Annotated in this window: 26 protein-coding genes; 12 read left to right on the top strand and 14 right to left on the bottom strand. The window is 72.1% G+C overall.

Features of this window, described 5'->3' with window-relative positions; genetic code table 11:
* Positions 1 to 18: 18 nt before the first annotated feature.
* The 8 genes from Q0840_RS07805 to Q0840_RS07770 all read right to left on the bottom strand — a co-directional run bounded on the left by Q0840_RS07805 (position 19) and on the right by Q0840_RS07770 (position 6,171).
* Positions 19 to 702, bottom strand: coding sequence for a DUF305 domain-containing protein (locus tag Q0840_RS07805; protein ID WP_298458335.1), 684 nt, complete (start codon positions 700 to 702; stop codon positions 19 to 21).
* Positions 702 to 1,337 (bottom strand): DUF3105 domain-containing protein, encoded by a 636-nt coding sequence (locus Q0840_RS07800; RefSeq protein WP_298458332.1) that lies wholly within the window; start codon positions 1,335 to 1,337, stop codon positions 702 to 704. The genes Q0840_RS07805 and Q0840_RS07800 overlap by 1 nt, the downstream gene beginning before the upstream one ends.
* A 31-nt stretch (positions 1,338 to 1,368) precedes the next feature.
* On the bottom strand, positions 1,369 to 2,115 hold the full coding sequence (locus Q0840_RS07795) for a cytochrome c biogenesis CcdA family protein (RefSeq protein ID WP_298458330.1): 747 nt from the start codon (positions 2,113 to 2,115) through the stop codon (positions 1,369 to 1,371).
* Positions 2,112 to 2,684 carry a TlpA disulfide reductase family protein gene (locus tag Q0840_RS07790; RefSeq protein WP_298458327.1) on the bottom strand — a complete coding sequence of 191 codons (573 nt, stop codon included), beginning with the start codon at positions 2,682 to 2,684 and terminating at the stop codon, positions 2,112 to 2,114. Before Q0840_RS07790 ends, Q0840_RS07795 begins: the two co-directional genes overlap by 4 nt.
* Positions 2,685 to 2,784: 100 nt before the next feature.
* Positions 2,785 to 3,189, bottom strand: a complete 405-nt coding sequence (locus Q0840_RS07785) for a helix-turn-helix transcriptional regulator (RefSeq protein ID WP_298458324.1) — start codon at positions 3,187 to 3,189, stop codon at positions 2,785 to 2,787.
* An 89-nt stretch (positions 3,190 to 3,278) separates the two neighbouring features.
* Positions 3,279 to 3,806, bottom strand: coding sequence for a signal peptidase II (locus tag Q0840_RS07780; protein WP_298458321.1), 528 nt, complete (start codon positions 3,804 to 3,806; stop codon positions 3,279 to 3,281).
* A gap of 2 nt (positions 3,807 to 3,808) precedes the next feature.
* A complete protein-coding gene (locus Q0840_RS07775) occupies positions 3,809 to 5,776 on the bottom strand; it encodes a cation-translocating P-type ATPase (protein ID WP_298458318.1) in 1,968 nt (655 codons plus the stop codon).
* Positions 5,773 to 6,171, bottom strand: a complete 399-nt coding sequence (locus Q0840_RS07770) for a metalloregulator ArsR/SmtB family transcription factor (protein WP_298458316.1) — start codon at positions 6,169 to 6,171, stop codon at positions 5,773 to 5,775. Before Q0840_RS07770 ends, Q0840_RS07775 begins: the two co-directional genes overlap by 4 nt.
* A 25-nt stretch (positions 6,172 to 6,196) precedes the next feature.
* Between Q0840_RS07770 and Q0840_RS07765 the strand changes: the two genes are divergently transcribed.
* Positions 6,197 to 6,865 carry a class I SAM-dependent methyltransferase gene (locus Q0840_RS07765; RefSeq protein ID WP_298458313.1) on the top strand — a complete coding sequence of 223 codons (669 nt, stop codon included), beginning with the start codon at positions 6,197 to 6,199 and terminating at the stop codon, positions 6,863 to 6,865.
* A 242-nt stretch (positions 6,866 to 7,107) separates the two neighbouring features.
* On the opposite strand, the gene Q0840_RS07760 is transcribed toward Q0840_RS07765, so the two are convergent.
* Positions 7,108 to 7,461: a hypothetical protein gene (locus tag Q0840_RS07760; protein WP_298458311.1), complete on the bottom strand. Its 354-nt coding sequence runs from the start codon at positions 7,459 to 7,461 to the stop codon at positions 7,108 to 7,110.
* A 62-nt stretch (positions 7,462 to 7,523) separates the two neighbouring features.
* On the opposite strand from Q0840_RS07760, the gene Q0840_RS07755 reads away from it, so the two are divergent.
* Positions 7,524 to 8,120 (top strand): cadmium resistance transporter, encoded by a 597-nt coding sequence (locus Q0840_RS07755; RefSeq protein ID WP_298458309.1) that lies wholly within the window; start codon positions 7,524 to 7,526, stop codon positions 8,118 to 8,120.
* Positions 8,121 to 8,213: 93 nt separating this feature from the next.
* On the opposite strand, the gene Q0840_RS07750 is transcribed toward Q0840_RS07755, so the two are convergent.
* The gene (locus tag Q0840_RS07750; RefSeq protein WP_298458306.1) at positions 8,214 to 9,365 is read right to left on the bottom strand and encodes an ATP-binding protein; all 1,152 of its coding nucleotides are present in this window, start codon (positions 9,363 to 9,365) and stop codon (positions 8,214 to 8,216) included.
* The gene (locus tag Q0840_RS07745; RefSeq protein WP_298458303.1) at positions 9,362 to 10,093 is read right to left on the bottom strand and encodes a response regulator transcription factor; all 732 of its coding nucleotides are present in this window, start codon (positions 10,091 to 10,093) and stop codon (positions 9,362 to 9,364) included. Before Q0840_RS07745 ends, Q0840_RS07750 begins: the two co-directional genes overlap by 4 nt.
* 397 nt (positions 10,094 to 10,490) lie before the next feature.
* On the opposite strand from Q0840_RS07745, the gene Q0840_RS07740 reads away from it, so the two are divergent.
* Positions 10,491 to 11,120: a DUF305 domain-containing protein gene (locus Q0840_RS07740; protein ID WP_298458300.1), complete on the top strand. Its 630-nt coding sequence runs from the start codon at positions 10,491 to 10,493 to the stop codon at positions 11,118 to 11,120.
* Between the two features lie 365 nt (positions 11,121 to 11,485).
* Here the strand turns inward: Q0840_RS07740 and Q0840_RS07735 are convergent, their stop codons facing one another.
* Together Q0840_RS07735 and Q0840_RS07730 are read right to left on the bottom strand one after the other, a co-directional pair.
* Positions 11,486 to 12,403: a F510_1955 family glycosylhydrolase gene (locus tag Q0840_RS07735; protein ID WP_298458297.1), complete on the bottom strand. Its 918-nt coding sequence runs from the start codon at positions 12,401 to 12,403 to the stop codon at positions 11,486 to 11,488.
* 53 nt (positions 12,404 to 12,456) lie between these two features.
* Positions 12,457 to 14,544 (bottom strand): heavy metal translocating P-type ATPase, encoded by a 2,088-nt coding sequence (locus tag Q0840_RS07730; RefSeq protein ID WP_298458295.1) that lies wholly within the window; start codon positions 14,542 to 14,544, stop codon positions 12,457 to 12,459.
* Positions 14,545 to 14,879: 335 nt separating this feature from the next.
* Here Q0840_RS07730 and Q0840_RS07725 point away from each other — a divergent pair, with 335 nt between their 5' ends.
* Together Q0840_RS07725 and Q0840_RS07720 are read left to right on the top strand one after the other, a co-directional pair.
* Entirely contained in the window at positions 14,880 to 15,281 is a 402-nt protein-coding gene (locus Q0840_RS07725) for a four-helix bundle copper-binding protein (RefSeq protein ID WP_298458293.1), read from the top strand.
* Positions 15,282 to 15,580: 299 nt separating this feature from the next.
* Positions 15,581 to 15,793 (top strand): DUF2188 domain-containing protein, encoded by a 213-nt coding sequence (locus tag Q0840_RS07720; RefSeq protein WP_298458290.1) that lies wholly within the window; start codon positions 15,581 to 15,583, stop codon positions 15,791 to 15,793.
* 156 nt (positions 15,794 to 15,949) lie between these two features.
* On the opposite strand, the gene Q0840_RS07715 is transcribed toward Q0840_RS07720, so the two are convergent.
* Complete coding sequence (locus tag Q0840_RS07715) at positions 15,950 to 16,549, bottom strand: recombinase family protein (RefSeq protein WP_298458288.1); 600 nt, start codon at positions 16,547 to 16,549, stop codon at positions 15,950 to 15,952.
* Between the two features lie 722 nt (positions 16,550 to 17,271).
* On the opposite strand from Q0840_RS07715, the gene Q0840_RS07710 reads away from it, so the two are divergent.
* The 7 genes from Q0840_RS07710 to Q0840_RS07680 all read left to right on the top strand — a co-directional run bounded on the left by Q0840_RS07710 (position 17,272) and on the right by Q0840_RS07680 (position 25,577).
* The gene (locus tag Q0840_RS07710; RefSeq protein WP_298458285.1) at positions 17,272 to 17,436 is read left to right on the top strand and encodes a hypothetical protein; all 165 of its coding nucleotides are present in this window, start codon (positions 17,272 to 17,274) and stop codon (positions 17,434 to 17,436) included.
* The gene (locus tag Q0840_RS07705; protein ID WP_298458282.1) at positions 17,433 to 19,979 is read left to right on the top strand and encodes an ATP-binding protein; all 2,547 of its coding nucleotides are present in this window, start codon (positions 17,433 to 17,435) and stop codon (positions 19,977 to 19,979) included. The genes Q0840_RS07710 and Q0840_RS07705 overlap by 4 nt, the downstream gene beginning before the upstream one ends.
* 344 nt (positions 19,980 to 20,323) lie before the next feature.
* Positions 20,324 to 20,635 carry a DUF6112 family protein gene (locus Q0840_RS07700; protein ID WP_298458279.1) on the top strand — a complete coding sequence of 104 codons (312 nt, stop codon included), beginning with the start codon at positions 20,324 to 20,326 and terminating at the stop codon, positions 20,633 to 20,635.
* Position 20,636: 1 nt separating this feature from the next.
* Complete coding sequence (locus Q0840_RS07695) at positions 20,637 to 21,755, top strand: type IV secretion system protein (RefSeq protein WP_298458276.1); 1,119 nt, start codon at positions 20,637 to 20,639, stop codon at positions 21,753 to 21,755.
* Positions 21,752 to 23,203: an SCO6880 family protein gene (locus Q0840_RS07690; protein WP_298458273.1), complete on the top strand. Its 1,452-nt coding sequence runs from the start codon at positions 21,752 to 21,754 to the stop codon at positions 23,201 to 23,203. Before Q0840_RS07695 ends, Q0840_RS07690 begins: the two co-directional genes overlap by 4 nt.
* Entirely contained in the window at positions 23,200 to 24,474 is a 1,275-nt protein-coding gene (locus Q0840_RS07685; protein WP_298458270.1) for an ATP-binding protein, read from the top strand. The genes Q0840_RS07690 and Q0840_RS07685 overlap by 4 nt, the downstream gene beginning before the upstream one ends.
* Entirely contained in the window at positions 24,471 to 25,577 is a 1,107-nt protein-coding gene (locus tag Q0840_RS07680) for a DnaB-like helicase N-terminal domain-containing protein (RefSeq protein WP_298458267.1), read from the top strand. The genes Q0840_RS07685 and Q0840_RS07680 overlap by 4 nt, the downstream gene beginning before the upstream one ends.
* Positions 25,578 to 25,580: the final 3 nt, after the last annotated feature.

The raw sequence follows: 25,580 nt of genomic DNA, 5'->3' as shown, positions 1-25,580 counted from the left end.
TCTCCTTCGAGGGAGGACTCAACGCTCGGCCAGCATCTGCTCGAGGACCGCGAGCTCAGCGGTCTGGGAGTCGACGATCGCCTGCGCCAGGCGGCGCACGTCCTGGTCCTGCACCCGGTCCAGAGCGCCCTGGGCCATGGTGACGCCCCCCTGGTGGTGGGCCACCATGAGTCGCAGATACAACGTCTCCGCGTCGACACCGACGGCCTGGTCCAGTTGCTGCAGGTCCTGGTCGGTCGCCATCCCCGGCATCACCGCGCCGGAGTCGGGCCCCACCGTCGAATCCGTCGAGTCCGTCCCGTGGTCCATGGAGCCCATGTCGGTGTCGGAGTCGGTGCCGCTCATCCACTGCATCGGCGCCGCCAGGCTGGCCTGAGGCAGGTCCCACTGCTCGAGCCAGCCGTACATCTGCCCGGCCTGCTGCTGCTGGGTCAGCATGATGTCCAGCGCCAGGGACCGGACCTCGGGGTCATCGGTGGCGTCGCGGACCATGGTGGACATCTGCACCGCCTGGGTGTGGTGGGCCTGCATGTCCCGGGCGAACCCCGCCTCGGCGGAGCCCTCCGCCGGCCGAGAGACGGCATCACCCTCACCGCTCAGGGCGGCACCGGCCACCATGCCGACGACCCCCACTACCGCGGCCAGCAGAATCACCAGCGCCGCGGTGGCGATCGCGCGCCGCGCAGTCGCGTTCTCGGTCATCAGGGGCTCACCCCACCGGTGCACGGCGCGCCCGGCTCAGGCGTCTGCTCACCTTGCTGGTACTTGACCAGGAACTGCTCCAGGCGCGGGTCATCCGCAGTCTCGAGCGGAAGCTGAAGGCCCCACGCGCTGGCCACGATTGGCTGCTCGGGCAGGCCGTCGAAGGGGCTGAGCAGGACGTAGGCGTTGCCGCCGGCCAGGTCGGTCAGCCGCTGCACCTGCTCGGTCGGCACGTCAGGGCTGTAGGTGATCCACACGGCACCGTGCTCCAGGGAGTGCACCCCGAGCTCGCTGGGGATCGGCTCGGTGTACGTGCCGCAGTTGGCCCATGCACCTGCGTGGTCGCCACCGACCGGTGGGGTCTGCTCGTACTGGACCGGTTGCTGGACGTGGGTCGCCGAGAGGTCGGTGAACGTCTGCACGCCGGAGATGTCCCCGGCCGCAGCCTCGGCGACATCGGACTGACGCCGCTGCTCACCGACGATGACGATCGCGGTCACGGCGATCAGCACCGCGGCGACCAGTGCGCTGACGCCGGTGATGAGACCCGTGCGGCGGCGTTCGGCGCGTCGCTGCTGCTCGCGGATCTCGGTCAGCCGGGCCCCGCGCTCAGAGGCGTCCATTCGTGTGCTCATCAGCTGGTGATGCCTTCCAGGTGCGTGGTGGTCACAGGACCGTGGTGTAACCGGAGATGGTGGACTGCATGGCGCGCATGAGGTGGTCCCACACCCCGGTGGCCAGCAGCAGGCCGGTGGCGATGAGCATCACCGCACCGGCGCGTTTGATCGCCGCCGTGTGCCGTCGCGCCCACGCGGTGGCGGTCAGGGCCCGGCGCATGCCCAGGCCGACCGCGATGAACGGCAGACCGAGCCCGGCGGCGTAGACCGCGGCCAGCGTCGCCCCGCGCCCGGCGCTGGCCTCGGTGAACGCCAGGGTCTGGACCGTGGCGAGGGTCGGGCCCAGGCACGGGGTCCAGCCCAGCCCGAAGGTGACGCCCATCAACGGGGCGCCTACCAGACCAGACTTAGGGCGCAGCCGCGGCAGCAGCTGGCGCTGGGACCCGGGGAGCCAGCCGGCGAAGACCAGACCCATGATTACGACCACGACCCCCAGGACGCGGGTGAGCACCACCTGGGAGGACTGCAACGTGGCTCCGAGGCCGCCGAAGAGGGCGCCGTAGGCGACGAAGACCGCAGCGAACCCCAGGATGAACAACGCGGTGCCGACCACGACCGGGCGTCGCCGCGTCCCCGCTTCCTGATCGAGCAACGGGCCGCCGGCGACGTAGGACACGTACCCGGGCACCACGGGGAGCACGCACGGGGACACGAAGGAGATCAGCCCGGCCAGGGCCGCGACCGCCGCGGCCGCGAGCATCGGGCCGGCCGCGACGAGGTCCTGCAGCGCGCTCACGACGGCGGCCCCTGGGGCTGCTCGCCCAGGACCGTGTCCAGCAGCGCGGTCAGGGTCGACTCCTGGACCGCTCCCAGGACGCGCGCCGCCGGGCGCCCGTCGCGGTCCAGGATCAAGGTCACCGGGACCCCGGCAGCCGGCAGGTGCTCAGCCAGGCTCAGCAGGGCCTGGCCGTCGCTGTCGTCGATGCTGGGGTAGGTGATCCCGTAGCTCTCCTCGAACGCGATCGCCGCAGCGGGGTTGTCGCGCACGTTGACCCCGAGGAACCGCACTGCCTGGTCCGCGTAGGCGGCCGACGTGGCCGCCAGGATCGGCGCCTCCTCACGGCACGGCGCGCACCACGAACCCCACACGTTGATCACCACGACGTCGCCGCGCCAGGCCGCGATGTCGATCGCCTCACCGGTCAGCCCGGTCCCGGACAGGACCACCGGTTCGGCCCGGTCCTGCGCCGCGTACTCGACCACTGCCCTGCTGCCCGTCGACGGCGAGCTCTGCTCCACCGCCGCGCCCTGGCCCGCCGACAGGAACCCGGCGAGCTGGACCGCCACCAGGGCGCCGGTGACCACGATCAGGACCAGGACGATGACCCGCGGTCGGGTCAGCAGTGGGCGCGACCGTGTCGGCGCGGCGGTTCCCTGCGCCGAAGGTCCGCCGGCTGGGGTTGGCTCATCCACGATCGGGCGCCGCCATCAGCTCCGACTGGTCCGCTGGCGGTGAGAGCTGACCCGGTGCGGTGACGCCCAGCACCTCCAGCAGCGCCTCGCCGTGCGCCGTGAGCCGGCACATCACCAGCTTGCCCTGCCTGCGGGAGGTCACCAGCCCGGCTCGGCGCAGGACACGCAGGTGGTGGGAGACCAGGTTCGGCGCGGCGCCGACGACCCACGCCAGATCGCACACGCACAGTTCGGTCCCCAGGGCCAGGGCCGATGCGGTGTGAAGGCGCACCGGGTCCGCCAGTGCCTTGGCGGTCTGCGCCATCGCCTGAGAACGGTGCAGCTGCGGCAGTGCTGCGCGGACCGCCTCGGCGTGCGGCACGTCCAGGCACAGCAGGTCACACGCTTCGTCCGTCATGTGAACATCGTAACGAGCGTTGATATGAGCAAGGGCCACCTGTCATGGCGGTGGCCCTTGCTCAGCGTGGATCCGCTGCGCTGCTTCATTCACCCGGTCTCTCGGGTGCTCGTGCGGTCCTCGTTGGGTCGAGGTGTCGGGTGGCGCAGCGTGGTCAGCACCAGCAGGGCGGCGCCGGTGACGATGGCGGTGTCGGCGAGGTTGAAGGTCGGGAACCATCCGGTGTGCAGGTAGTCGGTCACGACACCGTCCCTGGCCCGGTCCACGACGTTCGCGATCGCACCACCCAGCACCAGGGCCAGGGCGGCCAGCTGCCCTCGCGAGGGGGCGGCGGCGGTCCGCCAGGCGGCCACGCCGACCGCAGCAGTGACGAGCACGGTCACGGTGAGCACGAGCCATGTCGGTGCGCCGGCCCCGACGGAGAAGGCCACCCCGGGGTTGTACGCCAGCCGCAGGTCGACCGGGCCCACGGGGATGACCCGGTCCTGCAGCTCGCTCACTGCCCAGGCCTTCGCGCTGAGGTCGACGGCGGCGACCAGCACGGCACCCAGACCCGCTGCTACGCGCCGCCGCGCGGGGCTCGTCACCCTGGTCTTGGCCGTGGTCTGGCCGGGCACGGTCATCGGGTGGCCAGCGCTGGGCGCTCGAAGGCGGCAGCGGTTTCCGTGGTGGTGTCTGGCGGCAGGGGGCGAGTGCGGCCGGCGCGGACACCGTTGGCGATCACGAAGACCTCGGCGACCTCGTGGACCAGGACCACGGCAGCCAGCCCGAGGACCCCGGTCAGCGCCAGGGGCATCAGCACGACGATGATCGCCAGGGACAGGCCCACGTTCTGCAGCATGATGGCCCGGGCCCTGCGGGCGTGGGCGAACGCCTGGGGCAGGTGCCGCAGGTCCTCACCCATGAGCGCGACGTCGGCGGTCTCGATCGCGACGTCGGTGCCCATCGCGCCCATCGCGATGCCCAGGTCCGCGGTGGCCAGGGCGGGGGCGTCGTTGACGCCGTCGCCGACCATGGCCGTGCGGCGCTGGGTCCGCAGCTGGGCGACCAGTGCGGCCTTGTCCTCCGGGCGCAGGTCGGCGTGCACCTCCTCGATCCCGACCTCCCGGGCCAGGGCGTTGGCCGTCAGCGTGTTGTCACCGGTGAGCATGGCCACGTGGTACCCGTCGCGGCGCAGCTGGGCCACGACCTGCGCGGCCTCAGGGCGCAGCTCGTCGCGCACCGCGACCGCCCCGAGCAGCTGGCCGTCTTCTTCGATCAGGACGGCGGTGGCACCGGCCTGCTGCATCCGCTCCACCTCGCCGGCCAGCGCCCCGGACTGGACCCAGCCGGGTCGCCCGAGTCGGACCGGCCGACCGTCGAACGTGCCGGTGAGCCCGGCGCCGGGCACGGCCTCCACGTCGGTCGCTGGGGTGACCGCCGGCACCGCGGCCAGGATCGCGCGCGCCAGGGGGTGCTCGCTGCGGGCCTCGAGCGCGGCCGCGACCTCCAGGACACGGTCCTCGGTCCGGCCTGGGGCAGCGACGACGGCCACGACGGCGGGAGCGTTGCGGGTCAGGGTGCCCGTCTTGTCCAGGGCGACGCCGCGGATCGCGCCGAGGGTCTCCACCGCGGCACCGCCCTTGATCAGCACCCCCTGCTTGGACGCAGCCCCGACGGCGGCGACCACGGACACCGGCACGGAGATCGCCAGGGCGCACGGCGAGGCTGCGACCAGGACCACCAGTGCCCGCTCGATCCACGTGCCGGGGTCTCCCAGGAGGCTGCCGGCGATGGCGATCAGGGCGGCGGCGATCATCACCCCGGGCACCAGCGGCTTGGCGATGCGGTCCGCCAGCCGCTGAGCCTGGCCCTTGCGGGACTGCTCGGCCTCGACGATCCGCACGATCCGCGCCAGGGAGTTGTCCTCCGCCGCCGTGGTGACCTCGACCTCGAGTACACCGGAGCCGTTGATCGACCCCGCGTACACGGCCTGACCTGGTCCGGCCTCCACGGGCACGGACTCGCCGGTGATCGCCGAGACGTCCAGCGCCGTCCGGCCGGTACGGATGACACCGTCGGTGGCGACGCGCTCGCCCGGCTTGACCAGCATCAGGTCCCCCACCCGCAGGTCGCCGGGGGGCACGGTGCTCTCTGAGCCGTCGCGCAGCACCGTGGCCTGAGCCGGGACGAGGCTGAGCAGCGCCCGAAGGCCGCGGCGGGTGCGGGCCAGGGAGTACTCCTCCAGGCCCTCGCTGATGGAGAACAAGAACGCCAGCGCGGCCGCCTCGGCGACCTCACCCAGCAGCACCGCACCGATCGCGGCGATGGTCATCAGCGTCCCGACGCCGATCTTGCCCTTCACCAGCCGCCGCAACGTGCTGGGCACGAACGTCCACGCGCCGACCAGCAGGGCGACCCAGTTCAGGACCAACGCGACCGTGGGCTGTTCCATGGACCCGGCGACCAGGCCTGCGAGGAGCAGGCCGCCGGCGGCGGCGGCGAAGCGGAGCTCGCTGACCTCCCACAGCCGCTGGGCCTCGTGCTCCTCGGAGTCCTTGCCGGCGGGGGTGGTCTGGTCGTCGCCGCAGCCGCAGGCGTCGCTCATCGTGCAGTCTCCTTCGAGAGGACTAGATCGTGGGTGTCGGCTGCCGGGTCGGCATAGGTCGGGCACAGCGCCACCGCGTTCCCGGTCGCCGCCAGCAGGCCTTCTGCTGCCGCGAGCAGGTCCATCAGCTCGGGGCGGGTCAGGTGGTACACCGAGGCCCGGCCCTGCGCGCGGTAGTCGACCAAACCGCAGTCACGCAGGCACGCCAGGTGCGTCGAGACGGTCGACTGACTCAGGCCCAGCTCCGTGCTTAGGTCCACCACCCTGGCCTCGCCCACTGCCAGGCGGCGCACCAACGCCAAGCGGGTCGGGTCGCCCAGCCCACGGAACAGCGCCCCTGCAGGGGCAAGCTCGGCCCGGCTGATCTGATCATGACTTGCGGCGATCATCGGCATAGACCGATGCTAGCGTTCCGTTCGGATGGACGACAACTTCGGCACGACCGAGGACACGCGGGAGGCAGCTGTGCTGATGAACCGGATCGAGACGGCGCTCGTCGACAGCCCGCCGCGTGCGTGGCTGCAGCGTTCGTACGAGCTGCCGCTGCTGGAGCGGCTGGGCGCGCGGATCCCCGGTCGGCGCGTGGTGGAGATCGGATGCGGGCGCGGCGTCGGCGCGGAGCTGCTGCTTGAACGGTGGGGCGCCGCCCATGTCACAGCGATCGACCTGGACCCGGCGATGGTCGAGCGGGCTCGGCGGCGCCTGGCCCGGTTCGGGTCGCGGGTCGAGGTGCGGGTCGGTGACGCCTGCGAGCTGCCGCTCGATGACGCAGCGGCGGATGCGGTTGTGGACTTCGCGGTCATCCATCACGTCCCGGTCTGGCGCGACGCGGTGACCGAAGCGGTGCGGGTGCTACGTCCCGGCGGGCAGCTCGTGTTCGAGGAGGTCACCCGCCACGCGTTGCAGCGCTGGTCCTACCGCACGTTCCTCGAGCACCCCGAGGTCGACCGGTTCAGCTCGGACGAGTTCGTCGAGGCCTTGCTCGAGGAGGGGCTGACGATGCCGGTCCCTGCCGTGACCCGGTTCTTCGGTGACTTCGTCCTCGGCGTCGCCGTCAAACCGGCGACCGCGAACCAAGGACCGCTGTGAGCGGCCACGCAATCCTCAGCCTGGCCATGTTCGCCGTGTGGGGCTTACTCGCCGGGGTCGGTCGCATGGCCGTCGCGCGCCGGGCACACCGGTGACAGCGGGTTCCGCTTCGCGGCCCCCCGCGAGGGACCCCGCCATGCTGGCCACTCGCATCAGCGGTGCCGGTTCGGTCGCGGTCGGTGTGTGTCGCCGGACCGGTCGCAGAGCTCCTCGGGCTCAACCATGTCACCCCCCAGCTGAGCTCACCGGCCCTGCGCACCGCGCCAGTCGTAAAGGCGGCAGCAGGCGTCGTGTGCAGCTACGCGGCGCAGCTCGCCATGGGCACCGCCTGGCGCATCGGGTGTCGACCCGACCGACCACACCGACCTGTCCACCGCCGGGCCCTTCGCGTTCGTGCGCGACCCCATCTTCACCGGGCTCGCCTTCACCACCCCCAACCCCGTCACCTTGGCCGGCCCGGCCGTGTCGACACAGGAATCCGCATGCAGGTCCGCGCCGTCGAGGAAGTCCACCTGCTCGCCGCGCACGGGCAGGCCGATGCCAACGACGCCGCCCGCGTGGGGCGGTTCCTCCCAGAGTCGGACGCCTGCCTCCACGCCGCCGCGAGTAGCCCGCTGTCCCCGCCTGCATCACCACCCCCTACCCGAAAGGCCCTTCCATGGACCTGGCAGTTGCCGCCCTGCAAGCCGTCGGACTGTTCTTCGTCACCAACATCGACGACATCATCGTCCTGTCGCTGTTCTTCGCCCGTGGCGCCGGCGCTCCAGGCACCACCGCCAAGATCACCGCCGGGCAGTACATCGGTTTCGGCGCCATCCTCGTCGCCTCCGTCCTCGTCGCACTCGGAGCCAACGCGTTCCTGCCCGAAGGCGCCATCCCCTACTTCGGGCTCATCCCCCTGCTCCTCGGCCTCTACGCCGCCTGGCAGGCATGGCGAAACCGCGACGACGACGATGACGACGACCCCGGCAAGGCCGTCGCCGTCTGGACCGTCGCAGCCGTCACCTTCGCCAACGGCGGAGACAACATCGGCGTCTACGTCCCCGTCTTCCTCACCGTCGGCCCCGCCGCGATCGCCGCCTACGCCGTCGTGTTCCTCGCCCTGGTCGCCGTACTCGTCCTCGTCGCCCGGTACGTCGCCACCCGACGACCCATCGCCGAGGCCCTCGAGCGCTGGGAGCACGTCCTGTTCCCCCTGGTCCTGATCGCCCTGGGCATCGTCATCCTCGTCGAGGGCGGCGCCTTCGGGCTCTAGCACTGTCGGTGGGGAGCCGATCTCTCGGGACCACGACTCATTTACGGAATCGACCTTGACGGAGGGTTGCGAGCACGAGCTTGGTAAGTCTGCTCACGGAGAGCTATCGCGGACGAGTGCCGCGTGGGCCGCTGAACTAGTGGGGAGCGTGGCGACGAAGGTCGCGCCGGCTGCGGTGCTGGTGGCTGTGATGGTGCCGCCGTGCGCTTCGGTGAGGGCTTTGCAGATCGCCAGGCCGATCCCGGATCCGCCGCTGGCGCGGTCGCGTGCGGTGTCGGCGCGGTAGAACCGCTCGAACACGTGCGGCAGGTGCTCGGGGGCGATGCCCTCGCCGGTGTCGGCGACGGATAGGGCGACGTGGTGGGGGGCGTCGGCGGGCGCGGCGCGCAGGGTGATGGTGCCGCCGGGCGGTGTGTGCCGCAGGGCGTTGGCGACCAGGTTGTCCAGGACCTGGGCGATGCGGTGGCGGTCGACGGCCACCGGCGCGGCGGTGGTGTCGGGGCCGAGGGTCAGGTGGACGCCCGCCGCGGTGGCGCGGTCGCGCCATGCCGCCGCGGTCAGCTCGAGCAAGTCGCGTGCGGGGACGGGCTCGACGTCGAGCACCAGGTCGCCGGCTTCGGCGCGGGTCACGGCGGCCAGGTCCTGGGCTAGCCGGGTCAGCCGTGCGGCCTGGTCGCCCAGCACCGTGACGGTCGCCTCGTCCAGCGGCTGGACCCCGTCCTGGACCGCCTCGAGGTAGCCGGCGATGGTGGCCACGGGCGTGCGGACCTCGTGGGCGACGTCCGCCAGCAGGCGGGCCCGTAGCCGGTCGGCGTCCTGCAGGCGGGCGGCCATGGTGTTGAACGAGGCGGCCAGGTCGTCGAACTCCGCGCCGAGGCCGGCGGCGGGGACGCGGGACTCGTACTGGCCCGCGCCCAGGCGCGCGGCGGCCGTGGAGACGGTGGCCAGGGACCGGCCGATGCGCCGAGCGAGGACGACGCTGACGCCTGCGGAGGCGATCGCCGCGGCACCCAGGGCCAGGGCCAGGGAGACGGCGCTGGCGTCGCGGAACGCCCGTTCGGCGTGCAGGACCGCCTGGTCGTTGTCCTGCAGGCCGGCGCGGACCATGTGCTCGTGGAACAGGCCCGGCCCGACCGCGGAGGCGACCAGCCAGGCGGTGAGGGCTGCCACGGCCAGGACCACGACTAGTGCGGCGAGCAGCCGCGCGGCCAGCCCCCACCGGGTGCCCCGGGCAGCGGGGGTCATGTGCCGGTGCCGATCCGGTAGCCGACCCCACGGACGGTGCGCACGAACCGCTGCCGCTCGGGGCTGTCGCCGAGCTTTTGGCGCACGTGCAGGACGTGGACGTCGACCAGGTGCTCGTCCCCGACCCAGTTCGGTCCCCACACCGTCTCGATCAGGGCCCGGCGGCTGAAGACCCGCCCGGGTCCGGATGCCAGGGCCGCCAGGACGTCGAACTCGGTGCGGGTCAACGGCACCGGCACCCCGTCGAGGTGGACCTCGCGGGCGTCCAGGTCCAGGCGCAGCGGCCCGACGTCGACACTCGGCCGAGCAGTCGGGGTGGAGGGTGGCTGGGCGGGCCGGCGGGGTCGGCGCAGCAGGACCCCGACCCGGGCCATGAGCTCGCGGGGACTGAACGGCTTGGTCATGTAGTCGTCGGCACCGACCGACAGGCCGATGAGGGTATCGACCTCTTCGGCGCGGGCGGTCAGCATGATGACGTAGCAGTCGGAGAAGGTCCGCAGCTGACGACAGACCTCCACCCCGTCCAGACCCGGCAGGCCCAGGTCCAGGACGACCACGTCGGGATCGACCGCACGCAGCACCCCGACCGCCTGGGCGCCGTCGTGGGTGACGTGGATTTCGAACCCGTCCCGCTCGAGGTACCCGGCCACCAGCCGCGCCAGTGCCTGCTCGTCATCGACGACGACCGCACGCCGGGACGCCGCTGCTGGGGACGAAGGGATGCTCACTGCCTCATTGTCGGCGTGCCGGCCACCGGGCCCGCGATCTTCATCGAACCTTGATCGGCCGGTGACGGGCCCTTCAGCGACCGGCATCGATGATGGGGCGCGTTCGCGGCGGCGCCCCGCACCGGCCGCGCGGCCAGTGCGCTGGCCCACCATGACTGCCCGCGCTCGACGCGAATCAACCGCATGACACCACGAAGGAGAGACCCGATGGGCTGCTGCCAGGACACGACCACGGCCACCATCACGACCGCCCCCACTGCGCAGGACCCGCGCGAGACGGCCCAGGCCGCCACCGGTGGTGGGTGCTGCGGTGGCGACGCCACCGAGAACGACCCGTGCTGCACCCCGGGCGCGACCGCCTGAACCACCTGCACACCTGTTCTGGGAAGGAACTTCCGTGAGGACCACGACCCAGCGGCGTTTGGCTGCTACGGCGACCGCCCTGGCGTTGGCGGCGGGGCTGACCGCCTGCTCCGACGCCGCCGAGCCAACCGCTGAACCGCCGGCCCCAGCGGCGACCTCCACCGCCCCGCAGGTCGAGGAGGAGGCCAGTGAGCACAACGACGCGGACACCGAGTACGCGCAGATGATGATCGTCCACCACCAGGGCGCCATCGAAATGGCTGACCTCGCGGTCGACAAGGCCGACAGCGAGGACGTGCGGGCACTGGCCGAGCGGATCTCCGCCGCGCAGGGCCCGGAGATCGACGAGATGACCTCATGGCTCCAGGCGTGGGGCGAGGAAGGCCCCCAGGACGCCGATATGGGTGGGATGGATCACGGCGCCATGGACATGGGCGGCATGGACATGGGCTCCGCCATGACCGAGCTGGAAGGGCTCTCCGGCGCGGAGTTCGACCGCGCCTTCCTGGAGATGATGACCGAGCACCACCGCGGTGCGATCGAGATGTCCGAGGCGCACCTGGTCGACGGCGCTAACGCCGAGGCCCGGGAGCTGGCCCGCGAGATCATCGACGACCAGACGCGTGAGATCACCGAGATGGAGAACCTCCTGCGCGACCTGTGAGGCCAACCACCTGACGCCGAGCCCGGCGACCACGCGGGCTCGGCGTCGTCGCGTGCCGCCGGCTTGACGCACCCTCGCACAGGGTCCAGCGCCGCCGCGTCATGCTGGCCATCCGTAAGGCCAGCATCGTGCCGCACCGGCGAAGGAAGCCCTAGATGCCCGTGCAGGTCGACGACTCACCCCTGCTGCTGAACCTGGCGGGGCCCGCGAAGGCCGGCATCCCCCGTCACCGGCGACGCCGACTTCGGGCAGGCCGTCGCCGCGGCGGCCGACCGTCGGCGGACCCTGGCCACGATGGTCGCCAACGACGGATGGTCCTGGTGACCTCCTCAGACACGGTGCGCCATCGTGGGGGTGTCAGCCGGTCATTCGGTCGTCAGGGCCCCGAACGTGGCCCCGCCGTCACTGGACTCCAGCACCTGGTCGGCGGTGACCACCACCACCCGCACGGTGTCGTCGGGGCCGCGCGCCGCGCCGACGGCGGCGACCGGCTCACCCAGTGCACCGACCTGCGTCCAGGTCTGCCCGGCGTCGTCGCTGCGGGCCACGTCACCGTCCGGGGTAACCCCCACGGCCACCGTGTCGTCGGCGAACGCCACGTACTGCAGCAGCGGGGCCTGCGGCTGCTGCCAGGTCGCCCCGCCGTCGTCGGACCGGTACACCCCGGCCTGGCTGGTGGCCACCAGCACGCGGCCGTCGGGTGTTGCGGCCAGGGCGAAGGGTTCGACCGGTGCGTCGAGTTCGGTCCAGGTCTGCCCGTCGGTGGTGCTGCGCAGCGCGGAACCGTCGTAGCCGACCACCGCGGCGGTCGAGGCGGTCAGGGCATGGAAGTCGGACTGCCCGCCGCGCGACAGCGGCTGCCAGGTCTGCCCAGCGTCGGTGGATTCGGCCAGCCCCAACGGCGCCGGCAGGTCCACGCCCGGGCTGGGGTGTCCGGAGGAGTAGAAGTGGTCCGGTCCGGCGACGGTGAAGCCCATCAGGTCGATCGCCGGCCCGACCCGCTCGGGGCCGTCGGGCCCGTACCGGAACAGCCCGTCGTGGCTGGCCAGGTACACCAGCCCGTCGGCCGGGTTGACCGCTACGCCATGGACATGGCTGCTGGGCAGGCCGTCCCCAGAGCCCGGGCCGGCATCGGCGGGGCCGGGTTCGGCCGACACCGGCGGTGCGGGTGTCGAGGCGGTGTCGGCTTGGGGGGTCGCGGCGCAGCCGGTCAGGACGGTGGCGACCAGCCCGAGGCCGGTCAGGGCCCGGGCGGGTGCCGTGGCGCGGTGGTGCAGCCGCATCAGTTCAGGGTGCCTTTCGGTGGGACGTCGGTGCAGGCTTGGTCGCGGGCCGCTCAAGGCTGGGTCACGCGGGCGGGGTCCAGGTCCAGGCGCCGCAGGAGCTGGGCGTTGGCGGCGACCACGATCGTCGAGGCGGACATCAGGATCGCCCCGACGGCCGGTGACAGGACGAACCCGGCGAAGGCGAGCACGCCCGCTGCCAGGGGCACCGCGATGAGGTTGTAGCCGGTCGCCCAGACCAGGTTCTGCCACATTTTGCGGTACGACGCCCGGGACAGCGCGATCACCGACACGACCCCGCGGGGGTCGTCCGAGGCCAGGACGACCCCCGCGGACTCCACGGCGACGTCCGTGCCGGCCCCGATCGCGATCCCGACGTCGGCCCGGGCGAGCGCAGGGGCGTCGTTGACGCCGTCGCCGACCATCGCGACCTTGTGCCCGCGGGCCTGGAGCTCGCTGACCTTGGCGTCCTTGTCGGTGGGCAGGACCTGGGCGAAGACCTCGTCGATGCCGAGCTCGGCGGCGACCGCGTCGGCGACCTGCTGGGCGTCGCCGGTGATCATCGCCACCCGCACCCCACGGGCGTGCAGGGCCGCGACCGTGTCGCGGGACTCGGGCCGGATGGCGTCCTCGACCGCGACCGCGCCGATGACCTGACCGTCACGCACGACGTGCAGCACCGACGCCCCCCGGTCCACCCACGACCCGGTGGCGGCCTGCACGTCCGCCGGAGCCGTCCACTGCCGCTCGGCGAGCAGCGCCGGCCCGCCGACGACGACCTCGTGGCCGTCAACTGTGGCCCGCACCCCGCGCCCGGGCAGGGCGCGGAAGTCCCGGACGGTCGCCGACACCTGACCGGCGGAGCGCACGATGGCCCGGGCGACGGGGTGCTCGCTGTCGGTCTCGGCGGCCGCGGCCAGTGCGAGCATCGCGGCCTGGTCCACCCCGGCGGTGGCCACGGCGCCGGTGACCGCGTGCGCGCCCTTCGTCAGGGTGCCGGTCTTGTCGAACAGGACCGTGTCGACGGTGCGCATCCGCTCCAGGGCGAGCCGGTTCTTGACCAGCACACCGGCCCGGGCGGCGCGCTCGGTCGAGATCGAGATCACCAGCGGGATGGCCAGACCCAGCGCGTGGGGGCAGGCGATGACCAGCACCGTCACGGTCCGCGTCACGGCGTCGCCGGTGTCCCCGAACACCATCCACGCTGCGAAGGTCAGCACGCCGGCGGCCAGGGCGAAGTAGAACAAGAACGCCGCGGCCCGGTCCGCCAGCGCCTGCGCGCGTGAGCTCGACGCCTGGGCGTCGGCGACCAGCCGCTGGATGCCGGCCAGGGCCGTGTCCTGCCCGACCGCGGTCACCCGCACCCGCAGCGTGCTGTCGGTCGAGACGGTGCCGCCCACGACCGTGTCGCCCGCCGCTCGGCGTACCGCCCGGGACTCACCAGTGATCATCGACTCGTCCAGGTGCGCCTCGCCGTCGACGATCTGCCCGTCGACGGGCACTCTGCCCCCGGGGCGGACCAGCACGACGTCGTCGGTTACTAGCTCTGACACGGCGACCTCGAGCGTCCCGGTCCCGGTGACCTTCTCGGCCCGGTCCGGCAGCAGCGCCGCCAGCGCGTCCAGCGCACCCGACGCCGCACCCAGGGCCCGCATCTCCAGCCAGTGCCCCAGCAGCATGATCACGACCAGCAGCGCCAGCTCCCACCAGAAGTCCAGCTCCATCGCCGCACCCAGCGTGGTGGCCCACGACGCGACGAACGCGACCGTGATCGCCAGCGCGATCAGCAGCATCATCCCGGGCCGGCGACTGCGGGCCTCCACCAGGGCGCCGGTCAGGAACGGCCAGCCGCCGTAGAAGAACACGACCGTGCCCAGCACCGGGGAGATCCACCCCGACCCGGCGAACGCCGGCGGCGTGTAGCCGAGCAGCTCGGCGAACATGTGGTTGAACACCACCACCGGCACCGCCAGCACCAGACTGACCCAGAACCGGTCCCGGAACTGGCCCACGTGGTGCCCGTGACCGGCGTTGCCGTGCTGGGCGTGCGCCTGCTCAGCCCCGTGCTGCCCACCGCCGTGCCCGCCACCGCCGTGGCCCCCGTGCCCCCCGTGGTCGCCGCCACCGTGATCAGCCGCCACCGTGGCCGCGTGCTCGGCATGGTCGCCCGCCGGGCCGACGTGCCCGTCATGGTGGCCGGCGCCGCTGCGGCCGGGCTGCGTGGTGTGACCGGTGTGCTCGTCCGCGCTCGTCGTGACCTCCCATTGGATACCCCTGTGGGGTATGCGCAGGAACCGGTTGGACCGGGCTGGTGTTCCCCAGTGTGTCCGCCGGGGTGGGGCTTCATCGAAACTTCATCGCCGCCCCCGGGGCCCCACCATGCGACCGGCCGCGTGGGTCCCTAGCGTCGATGGGGTCCAGGTGCGCGGGCTCACGTTGGCCACGCGCCGTCACCCGAGACCCACCGGAGGGCACGATGAAGACCGCCGCGATGCTGCAGACCTACCCCGCCGAGATCAACCTCGACCGCGAGCTCCTCGCCCGGGTCATCGACACCCTGGTCACCTGCTCCCAGGCCTGTACCGCCTGTGCGGACGCGTGTCTGAGCGAGGAGATGGTCGCCGACCTGCGCAAGTGCATCCGCAGCAACCTCGACTGCGCCGACAGCTGCGCCACCACGGCCGCCATCCTGTCCCGCCACACCGGCTACGACGCCAACGTCACCCGCGCCCACCTGCAGGCATGCATCGCCGCGTGCCGCGCCTGCGGCGACGAGTGCGAGAGCCACGCCGGCATGCACGAGCACTGCCGGGTCTGCGCCGAGGCGTGCCGGGCGTGCGAGGCGGCCTGCACCGAGCTGCTCAACGCCATCGCCTGACCCCACCCCGGACGCGGTCAGGCGCACCGGCGCCGTCGCGCCTGACCGCGCAGGCGACGCCACCACCACGGCCACGCGCGGTCGGCAGCCGCCCACAAGCGACCTCTGCCCCCCCGCCGAGCAGCGGCACGCTCAATTGTTCGGAAACAACCGGTCTTGCACGGCCTCGAGCAACTGCGCGCCGATGCAGGGCTGCCCGGCATGTCAGTGCCCTCTGCCACGCTGACTCTGATAGGTCGAGGCATCCAAGCCTCGCCGACAGCACCAGGGAGTTGAGAGTGATGGCACCTAATAGGAACGTGGTCCCGAATCCCGAGGGCGGCTGGGACGTGACAGGCGGCGGCAAGCGCGCCTCAGCGCACACCGACACGCAGGCGCAGGCGATCGCGCGTGCGAAGGAGATCGTCGGTAACCAGGGCGGCGGCGAGGTGAGCATCAGCGGTCGCGATGGGAAGATCCGGGCCAAGGACACCGTCGAACCGGGCAACGATCCGCGCAACATCCCAGGCTGACGGACGCACACTCGGCAGTAGGCGGGCTAGCCCCGTTTCCGGCTGGCCCAACGGGTCAGCCTGCGACTCCGCGAGCACCGCGACGTCGGCTCTGACGAGTCGGGCCGCGCGAGATCGACGAGCACGTCGGCAGGAGACAGAAGCTGCGGCGGCGGGTCAGTGGCTGGCCGTCGGCACCGCAGCGGCTGCGTCCAGGGCGCGGTACAGGTTCGAGCGGTGGATACCGAGGCGCCGCGCGACCTCGGCTTTCGGCACGCCGGCGCCGACGAGCTCGCGGGCCTGCGCGACGTCGGCGGCGCTCAGCCGGCGAGGCCTGCCCTGGTAGACCCCGCGTGCCTTGGCGGCGCGGATGCCCTCGGTCTGACGCTCCTTGGCAATGGCCCGCTCGAGCTGGGCGAACGAGCCCATGATGTTCAGCTGGAACTCCGCGAACGGATCCGCCGCGCCGGGCCGGAACGTGACGCCCTCGGCCAAAAACTCCACGACGACATCCTTGGCGACCAGTTCCGCCACGATCCCGTTGAGGTCGACGACCGACCGCGCGAGGCGGTCCATCGAGGACACCACGACGGTGTCACCGTCGCGGGCGTAGTCGAGCAGCTCGGCCAACGCGGTGCGCGCTCCGCGGCCGGCGCCGGACTGCTTCTCCTGGAACAGCCGATCGACCTCCCCCAGCGCCGCACGCTGGCGGTCGAGGTTCTGATCGGTGCTCGACACCCGCGCGTACCCGAGCCTCTTCCCAATGTGTCGCGCCATCCCTAGACCCTTGCACACAAACGTCGCAAAACGCCGCTAGCCGACTTGGCGCGACGGTCGAATCACGCTGCGGCGCCGCCGCGGCAAGGTGTCGCGTTCGGGTGTACCCATATGCAACCCCGCGATCCTAGGTGCGCCGATTGTCGATGCTCCCGGGTGCCTGGTGCACGCGCGGTCGCGCGGCCGCACATCCACCTGGCATGGACGCAACACCGCACCCCTGTGGAGGGCGAGCACCATGGAGCGGTTCTGTGTCGAGCACGACGTCATGGCGATCTTCGACGTCGACTGCTTCCGATGCCCTGTCGGCAACGAGCCGATCGGGCGGATGGTGCGGCGCTGACGGGTCACGTGCGCCAGCGCGTGCGTGCCGCTCGGCGGCTAATCCGTCGCGCGACTTCGCGACAAGGCCGGTTGTCGTCAGCCACTTCAGGCAGGTGGGGACGACGGGCAGCCACACGGTCGCCGAGCGGGCTCGTGTGGCGGGCGAGCTCCGCCGGGCGGGCGCCCGGAGGTCGTGTCCGTACCGGGCTCCTAGTACGGATTTTCGGCTCGACCAGTGGGACCGAGCCTGGATCGACAACCAACTGCCGGCCCGACCCTTGGCTTGTCCCACTACCGAGGAACTGGACTTGCTGTTCACGTCTCCCTAGCGAGCCGTCGGCAGTGTTCGGACGCTCCCTCCCCTACTGAAGGCGGCCAGGCGAGTACCGTTCGCCGGGATGTCGAACCTCATCCCCAACCTCGCCGACCTACTGATGGCGTTGCCTGCCTCGGAGGCCGGGGTGGATGCCTCTGAACTCGCGACCGCGGCGGGTTCAGCGACCTCGTGGGCTGACGTGGATCGGGTTCTGGACGAGATCACGCGTGCCTGGGCGACGCCGTGACCGCGCCCGAAACCGTCGCCACAGGGGCGCCGGTCCTTGTATGGCTTGAGATCCGCGGCTTCCGAGCCTTTGGCACCGCGCCACAGCGGCTCGACCTCGACGCTCCGCTTAGCGTTCTCCACGGCAGCAATAGCCAGGGCAAGAGCAGCCTTGCTGAGGCGCTGGAGTTCCTCCTCACTGGCCGCAGCAGCCGACGCGATCTGCTCGGCGGCGCCAAGGCGGAGTACCACGAGACTCTCCGAAACGTGCACCTGCCGGCTGCAGACGCAGATGTCTGGGTCGCAGCAGGCATGCGCGGCGCCGACGGGCAGGTACACGAGGTCCGCCGTGAGCTGGTGTGCGACTTCGCGCAGGGGACGGAGTGCGACTCGCGGCTGCTGGTCGACGGCGTCGTGAAGGACGACCTGGGGGCGTTCGGACTGGCTCCCGCTGCTGGGTCCAATCTCGGCGCGCCGGTCCTCTTGCAGCACACCCTGCGCCACGTACTGTCGACCGAGCCCAAGCAGCGCGTGGCGTACTTTAAGTCACTGCTCTCGCTGACCGACCTTGATGAGCTGCGAGAGCGCGTCGCTCAGGTGCGGCGACGACTGCGCAATCAGCCGCCGACGAACGGGGGCAGCATGTTGACGGCGCTGCGCGCCACCCCGTTCCAAGACGTATTCGTCGCGCTCGGCTTCGCGCGTTCGACCCTCACTGAGGAGCAGGTGACCGGACTAGTCCAGGGGGCACTGCTCACCGCCGGGGAGCAGGCCCTGGGTAAGAAGCCGAAGGACCTCACCGACCTGAACGATGGCCTCGACTCGATGCTCGAGCGGCAGCGTGAGGCCGCGTTTCCGCTGGGAGCGTTCGCAGCCAGCTCGGTGCCTGAGGATGTCGCTCCGGTCGATATCAGCGAGTACGCAGCGGCCCTCGGGCGAGCAGATCGCAAGCTCGCCGAGCTCGCGCCGATCTTCAACGCGGTACTGGCCGCTCCGACGATCCAGCACGCGGCCGGGCCGGTGGACTGCCCTGTCTGCGCGACCCCCCAGGCGCTCACCCCCGAGCGACTCGAAGTGCTCCGTGATGCGCTTCGCCACGGTCAAGGTCTCGAGGCCGCCGCCTTTGCCACGCTCGCGGCACTGCGTGCAGCGATCGCGGACGCCGGGAGGTGCTCTCAGCAGGCTCAGGCTGCGGTCCCCGCCGCCGCACATTGGAGCGGCGAGCAGGTCCAGACCGCGAAGGAGCAGTTGGCGACACTTGAGTTGGACGAGGCCCTACTGATCACCGCTTGCTCAGCCGCCCGGGATGTGAAGGCTGCGGCGGCGGCCGTCCGCTCCACCGCGTCCGCACTCCAGGAGACCTTGAGCGCTGACATGGGAGCCATCACCACGAGGGTGGACGTCAACAGCACCGCCAGCAGCGCCGCCGCAGTGGACCTAGCCCTCTCCATGGCGGACCTCCGCAGCGCCCAACACGTAAGCGACGAGGCAGCGGCTGCCCTTCATGCGGCCGTCAGGCCGGTAGTCGCGGCACGGACCGCTGGCGCCGGGCTTGCCGAGCTGCTGCGGGCGGTGCAGCACGCCGGCGACATCGCCGTGGAGCTTCGCAGTGCAGCCGCCCGGGCTGCCGCCGACAGCCGATTGTCGGCGGCGGAGGGCGCGTTGGCCACCGCCGCGGTCGACATTCTTGACTCACGCTTTCAGCAAATGAGCGACAGCATCACACGCTGGTGGTCAACGATCCGCCCCGAGGAACTCGTTGCGTTCGCCGGAGTGCAGCGCCGCGCCAGCGGGACCACGTTTGTGAGCCTGATGGCGGCGCTGCGCACTGACCCGGCCGCTACGCCAGTCGAGCGTCACGCGCTAGGCGTCTTCAGCGACTCACAGCTCAATGCCCTCGGACTGTCAACATTCCTCGCCCGGACAGAGTTGCTCCGCACACCGCTGGTCGTCTTGGACGACCCCATCCCCGGCAGCGACGCCGACCACCGCTTCACCTTCGCTCAGAACACCGTGGGCGCACTGCTCGCCGCCGGCGCCCAGGTCATCTTGACGACCTACGACCACCACCTCGCGCAACTAACTGCAGCACAGCACTCGGGACAGGCCCACCGCACCTTCGAGTTGACGCTGACCGACCACGTTGCCGGTACCGAGGCGACGCAGACCTCAGACGTGTTCGATCAATTGATGCTCGACGCCGAGGACGGGGTCAACTCGCCGGGCGCGAAGGGGCGCCGCCAGGCTTCTCTGAGCTACCGGGCTGCCGCCGAGCGCCTGGCGAAACAGATCATCGCTACGGGTCGCACGGCGCAGGGCACGCCGACGGCCCTCGGGGACGTCGAACGAGAAGCGAAGGTCCTCGGCGACCTGGTCCCCCTGGTCAGGGGCTTCGCTCTCGACAGCACCGAGAAGGGGAACTGGACTACCTTCCCCAAGGTCCTCAACCCCGGCAACCATGACGACGAAGCACCGTCGACTGCCACGCTGCGGGTGGTGCGGGGCAACCTCAAGAAGATCGCCAGGGCACACAAGGCGCATTGGTCCGGCGGCCTGGTCCGCTGAGTCGCCAGTAGGGGACGCCGCCTCCAGCGTGCCGCCATCATCGGATCCGACTGGCGGGGTTGAAGACCTGGATGGCGGCGTCGCCTTACCCAGTGCGCCAAGTAGCGTCGCGAGCGGACCGCCACCTACCTCCGGCGGTCACAGTCGATGCTTCCCAGTGCCCGCGTAGCTGGGCGGACGAACCGGAGCTGAGGCGGCGGAGCGCCCGGCTCGCCTACCGAGGTGAGGTTTCGGGTCGAGTCCCACGCAGGTACCACCATGTTGTAGGTCGACGTTCCTACCTGCTCATGAGGCGCTCCGCCGTCGGGGGCGGGCGCCCGGTCGAGCGGGTCGGGGTATGGGACATGTGGCTCTCGATGGTGGCGGCACGGGTTGTGCCGATGGCCGATCCAGGGATTAGTCCGAATGAGGACGGCTTGCCGGGGCTGCCGGTGGTGCGCAGCATCGTCGGTGCGCTGCTGACCTGGGGCCTGGTGGCGTGTGTGGCCGGGCTGGTGATCTCGGTGATCATCTGGGCGGTGGCGCACCAGCAGGGCAACTACTCCAACGCCTCGAGCGGAAAGACCGGAGTGTTGGTCGCGGCCGGCGGTGCCCTGCTCATCGGTGGGGCGAACGCGATCGTGACGTTCTTCTCGGGCTTGGGCTCGGCGATCTGAGATGTCCGTAGCTGCCCTGGACCCATGCGTCGGGCCGATTACGTTCCTGTGCGACCTGGCGAGCAACGCCGCTGGCTCGGCCGCTGCGGGCGCGTCGGACTATGTGCTCGGCGGTCTGGGTGCGGCGTTCGTCGACGCGGCCGCCCAGATCGGTACCGGCGCCCTCACGGCGCTCGACTCGCTGACCCCGATCGATCTGTCGGTGTCGTGGTTGCGGGACAACGTCGCGGTGATCGCCACGATCACCTTGCCGGTGCTGGTCGCATTCTTCGCCCTGCAGGTGCTGACCTCGGTGCTTCGGCGCGAGCCCGGCGGCCTGACGCGGGCTGTGGTCGGCGTGGGCAAGGCGGTCCTCGGTGCCGCGCTGGCCCTGGGGGTGACGCAGGTGGCGCTGACTGCGGTCGACGAGCTGTGCGAGTACGTGGCGGCGTCCGCTGGGACGACTGTCGCGGCGGCGGCGGGACGGTTCTTCGACTTCTCCGCGCCCGTACTGGTGGCCTCACCGGGCCTGGCGATCGTGTTCGGGCTGGCAATGATGGTCGGCTTCCTCCTGCTGTGGGGAGTGCTGCTGTTCCGCAAGGCCGCCCTGATCCTCATCGCGGTCTTGGCGCCGATCGCGTTCGCCGGGTCGGCGTGGGACCAGACGCGGGTATGGACGCGCCGCTGGATCGAGATCGCCGCCGCGCTCGTGTTCAGCAAGTTGGTCATCGTCGTGGTGTTCGTGGTGGGCGCGTCGGCGTTCTCGGGCGTCGGCCCCGACAGCACGGCGACGACCGGGACTGAGCCGGTCGGTGTGGCAGGCCTGTCGGACCTGCTTGTCGGGTTGCTGCTGCTGTCGATCGCGGTGTTCGCGCCGTGGCTGACGTGGCGGTTCGTGCACTGGTCGGGCATGGAGGCCGCCGCGGTGATGAACTCCGCGGTCGCAGCCGGTCCGATCACGCGCGGGGCCCGCAACGCCGGTACCCAGACGCGGGGCCTGGCCCAGCATGCGGCCACCACGATGCTGCTCGGGCACGTCGGCGCCGCGGGAACGGCGGCCAAGATGGCTCGTGGTCGGGCGGCGGCCACACCCGTTCGCCCAGCCCCGACACCGCCCCCCACCACCGGCGGTCGGCCGTGAGCGCCAACGAGGTCCCGACCGTCCGCTTCGGCCCGCTGGAGCACCGCGGCGTGCTGCTCGGTCTCGGACTTGGTCAGCTGCTCGTGCTGGCACTCGCACTGGTGATTGCCCTCGTGGAGATCTACTCCGCCGGTGTCCCCGGGCTGGTTGCCGGGGCGCCGGCCTGGGTGCCGCTCGCGGCACTCGCGACGGTGACCGTGCGTGGCCGTCCCCTGCTGACCTGGCTGCCCCTGGTCGGCTCGTGGCAGGTGCGCTCGCGCACCGGCGCGACCACCCTCGTCGCTGCTCCGGTCTTGCTGGCCCCGACGGAGCTCACTCTGCCGGGGATCGCCGGCGCGGTGTCGGTGACCGCGGCGCCGACCCTGGGTGCCGCGCTGGTGCTCGACCGACGGGCGGGCACGGTCACCGCGGTCGCCCGCGTGCACGGTGCGGGCTTCGTCCTGGACGACGCCGCCGCGCAGGAGCACAAGGTCGGCGGCTGGGGGCGGGTGCTGTCAGCGGCCTGCCAGGCGCCGCACGTGGTGCGCATGCAGGTGCTGGCCCGCACGGTGGCGGGTGGATCGGCGGCCGCGCGATCGTGGTGGCAGCGCAACGCCGCGACGTCTGCGTCGTTCGCGGGTCGGGTCGTAGCCGAGCTTCTCGACGACGTCACGGCCACCGCCCGGCGACCGGAGGCCTTCGTCGCCGTCGCGTTGCGCATCCCCCGCGGCAGCGCCCGGCGGCTGACCGCAGCCGCCGTCCAGAGCTTGGAACAGGACCTCACCGCCATCAGCGACGGCCTGCGTAGTGCCGAGCTGACGGTCGACCGTTGGGTCGACGTCGGCGATCTCGGTGCGGTGCTGCGCACCACCTACGACCCGGTCGGTGCGCGCGACGCCATCGCCCCCGCGCCCCCGTCCCGCGGCGACGACGCGCGGCCGGCCGGGTCCACCCTCCTGGGAGCGATGGGGGCGCGGGAGCACTGGTCGCACCTGCGCACCGACTCCGGTACCCACGCGACGTACTGGGTGGCGCAGTGGCCGCGCAGCGAGGTGCACCCCGCGTTCCTGCAGCCCCTGCTCGTCTCGACCACGGCGACCCGGACGGTGAGCGTCATCGCCGAGCCGGTTCCCACCGCGCAGGCGCTGCGGGAGATCCGTCGGGCGAAGGTCGAGCACGCGGCCGACGCGACCCGGCGCGTACGGATCGGCCAGGTCGAGGACGAGGCCACCCGCGCCGAGGTCGCGGAGCTGGCTCGCCGTGAGGCCGAGCTCGTCGCCGGCCACGGGGACCTGCGCTTCACCGGGCTCATCACGGTCACCGCTGCCACGCTCGACGAGCTGGAGGTGGCGTGCACCGCCACCGAGGGCGCCGCCGCGCAGGCTTTGTGCGAGGTGCGCCGCTTGGTCGGGCAGCAGGCCGTCGCACACGCGGCCGCCGCGCTGCCACTGGCGCGGGGCGTGCTGTGAGCCGGCGGACCATGCCGGGCGGCCCGCCGTTGCAGCTACCGCCGCACCGGGCGTCGTCGGCCACCCTCGCCGGCGCGTACCCGTTCCTGCTCGCCCCGTCGTGCTCGACCGGGGTGCTGGTCGGGACCGACGCGCTGACCGGGGAGCCGTTCTGCTTCGACCCCTGGGACCTGTACGCCACCGGGGTCCTGACGAACCCGAACGTGCTGCTGGCCGGGGTGATCGGGCAGGGTAAGTCCGCCCTGGCGAAGACCCTCGCGCTGCGGTCGGTGGCCGCGGGGCGCCGCGTGTACGTCCCCGGCGACCCGAAAGGCGAGTGGGGACCGGTCGCCGATGCGGTGGGCGGCGTCGTCGTGCGCCTGGGCCCGGGTCTGCCGACCCGGCTCAACCCGCTCGACGTTCCCGCCGCCGACCGTGCCGTCGCGCACGCTCACCGACTGCGCCTGCTCGCCGCGCTGGCCGCGACGGCGCTGCGCCGGGACCTTGCCGCCGTCGAGCACACCGTCCTGGACACCGCGGTCACCGCGGCGACCGGTCGCACCGGGTCGCCGACACTTGCGGACATCGTGACGGCCCTGGACTCACCACGCCCGGACGCGCTCGAGGGTCGCGACCTGGCTCATGGGCTGCGGCGCCTGATCCGGGGCGATCTCGCGGGCATGTTCGACGGCCCCTCGACGTACCGGTTGGACGCGGACGCGGCGATGGTCGTGCTGGACCTGTCGGCCCTGGGCAGCGACGACCAGGCGCTGGAGCTGGCGATGACCTGCGCGGCCGGGTGGCTCGACGCCGCCCTGACCACGACCCCCGGCCACGGCAGCTCGGTGCGGCGGTGGGTCATCTACGACGAGGCGTGGCGGCTGCTGCGCTCGGTACCGCTGATCCGCCGGCTGCAATCGCAGTGGAAGCTCTCACGCGCCTACGGCATCGCCAACCTCATGGTCCTGCACCGCCTGTCCGACCTGGACGCGGTCGGCGCCACCGGGTCCGAGGCCCGCTCCCTGGCCGAAGGGCTCCTGGCCGACTGCTCCACCCGCATCGTGTACCGGCAGGAAGCCGACCAGCTCACCGCTACCGCGACCTCACTCGGCCTGACCCGCCCCGAACGAGACCTGCTCGCGGCGCTGCCCCGTGGGATCGGCCTGTGGAGAATGCCCGGCCGCTCCCACGTCGTGCGCCACCACCTGCACGCCGACGAGCTCGCCGTCGTCGACACCGACGCCGCCATGCGCGGCACCAGCCCACAACGGCCCCCGGAGGTGGCCCGATGATCAACCGCGACGACGCCGTGCGGCTGGCCGAACAGGCCACCCTCGGCTCCCTGCTCTACCGGCCCCAGGCGACCGCCGATGTCGGGACTTGGCTGCGCCCGGGCGACTTCGCCGACCTGTGGCACGCCCACGTCTACCGGGTCATCCACGAGCACCACCTCGCCGGCAAACCCCTGACCGCCCAGGACCTGGGCGCTCAGATGGTCGGTGACCTCGGTCCACGCCGGGCCGACATCGTCCGCATCCACGACCTCCTCGCCGCCGCCCCCACCAGCCCCGAACCGGCCGTGTACGCGCGCATGGTCCTCGACGCCGGGCTGCGGCGAGAGGTCGCCGGCCTCGGCGTGCTGATGCGCGCCGGAGCGCTGCAGTCGGCGCTCAGCGGCGGACCGGCGCCGGTGGTCAACTGCTCGGGGCTCGTCGACGCCGGCCTGGACTCCTGCGCGACGAGATGGGCCCGCGCCACCGGGGAGCCGGCCGGGTACCCGGAGCCGCCCGCGCGGCTGCGAGCAGCCCTGTCCAGCCGCGACCTGCGCCTGTCGGCCGACAAGTACCTGCGCCTGCACCCGCGCCGCGACCAGGTTGCCGAGCACGCCCACGAGGCCGCCCTGGTCGGTGCACTGATCGCCCACCCTGCCGCCATCGGCTCGGTCGCCGCGTGGCTGCCGCCCGGGTACGTCGTGACCCCGATCTGGCGGACGGTGTACGCAGCGACCGTCGAGCTGTCCGAGCTCGGCCAACCGGTCGACCTGGTCACCGTCACGGCAGCCACCCGCCGCCTAGGACACCACCTGCCGTGCCCGTCGCTGCCTAACCTGCGTGAGGCGGTCGACAGCGGGCGCCTGATCCATCCCCGCCGCGCCGCGGGCGACGTCGCCGCCGACCAGGTCCAGCGCATCGCGGACAACGGCGCCGGCCAGCTCCTCGCCGGCGCCGATAACCCCGGACTGCGCATCGGTGACCTTGTCGACACCGGGCACATCGTCACCGGCGCGCTGCGCCGCATCGCCCACGAGCTGCCCCATGCCCTGGCCCGTCCTGGCCGGCCGGCGCTGACGGTGGTCCCCGAGCTGGAGCCCGCACCCCAGGCAGTCGGCCAGTGAGGC

Source organism: uncultured Cellulomonas sp. (assembly GCF_947494015.1).
Lineage (GTDB): Bacteria > Actinomycetota > Actinomycetes > Actinomycetales > Cellulomonadaceae > Pengzhenrongella.
This window is presented reverse-complemented; position numbering and strand designations above follow the sequence as displayed.

What these genes read in the sequence shown, in the direction of transcription:
- Q0840_RS07805 (WP_298458335.1), bottom strand. Translation starts at nt 702, where the DNA reads ATGACCGAGAACGCGACTGCGCGGCGCGCGATCGCCACCGCGGCGCTG.
- Q0840_RS07800 (WP_298458332.1), bottom strand. Translation starts at nt 1,337, where the DNA reads ATGAGCACACGAATGGACGCCTCTGAGCGCGGGGCCCGGCTGACCGAG.
- Q0840_RS07785 (WP_298458324.1), bottom strand. Translation starts at nt 3,189, where the DNA reads ATGACGGACGAAGCGTGTGACCTGCTGTGCCTGGACGTGCCGCACGCC.
- Q0840_RS07775 (WP_298458318.1), bottom strand. Translation starts at nt 5,776, where the DNA reads ATGAGCGACGCCTGCGGCTGCGGCGACGACCAGACCACCCCCGCCGGC.
- Q0840_RS07770 (WP_298458316.1), bottom strand. Translation starts at nt 6,171, where the DNA reads ATGCCGATGATCGCCGCAAGTCATGATCAGATCAGCCGGGCCGAGCTT.
- Q0840_RS07765 (WP_298458313.1), top strand. Translation starts at nt 6,197, where the DNA reads ATGGACGACAACTTCGGCACGACCGAGGACACGCGGGAGGCAGCTGTG.
- Q0840_RS07755 (WP_298458309.1), top strand. Translation starts at nt 7,524, where the DNA reads ATGGACCTGGCAGTTGCCGCCCTGCAAGCCGTCGGACTGTTCTTCGTC.
- Q0840_RS07750 (WP_298458306.1), bottom strand. Translation starts at nt 9,365, where the DNA reads ATGACCCCCGCTGCCCGGGGCACCCGGTGGGGGCTGGCCGCGCGGCTG.
- Q0840_RS07735 (WP_298458297.1), bottom strand. Translation starts at nt 12,403, where the DNA reads ATGCGGCTGCACCACCGCGCCACGGCACCCGCCCGGGCCCTGACCGGC.
- Q0840_RS07725 (WP_298458293.1), top strand. Translation starts at nt 14,880, where the DNA reads ATGAAGACCGCCGCGATGCTGCAGACCTACCCCGCCGAGATCAACCTC.
- Q0840_RS07715 (WP_298458288.1), bottom strand. Translation starts at nt 16,549, where the DNA reads ATGGCGCGACACATTGGGAAGAGGCTCGGGTACGCGCGGGTGTCGAGC.
- Q0840_RS07710 (WP_298458285.1), top strand. Translation starts at nt 17,272, where the DNA reads ATGTCGAACCTCATCCCCAACCTCGCCGACCTACTGATGGCGTTGCCT.
- Q0840_RS07700 (WP_298458279.1), top strand. Translation starts at nt 20,324, where the DNA reads ATGTGGCTCTCGATGGTGGCGGCACGGGTTGTGCCGATGGCCGATCCA.
- Q0840_RS07695 (WP_298458276.1), top strand. Translation starts at nt 20,637, where the DNA reads ATGTCCGTAGCTGCCCTGGACCCATGCGTCGGGCCGATTACGTTCCTG.
- Q0840_RS07680 (WP_298458267.1), top strand. Translation starts at nt 24,471, where the DNA reads ATGATCAACCGCGACGACGCCGTGCGGCTGGCCGAACAGGCCACCCTC.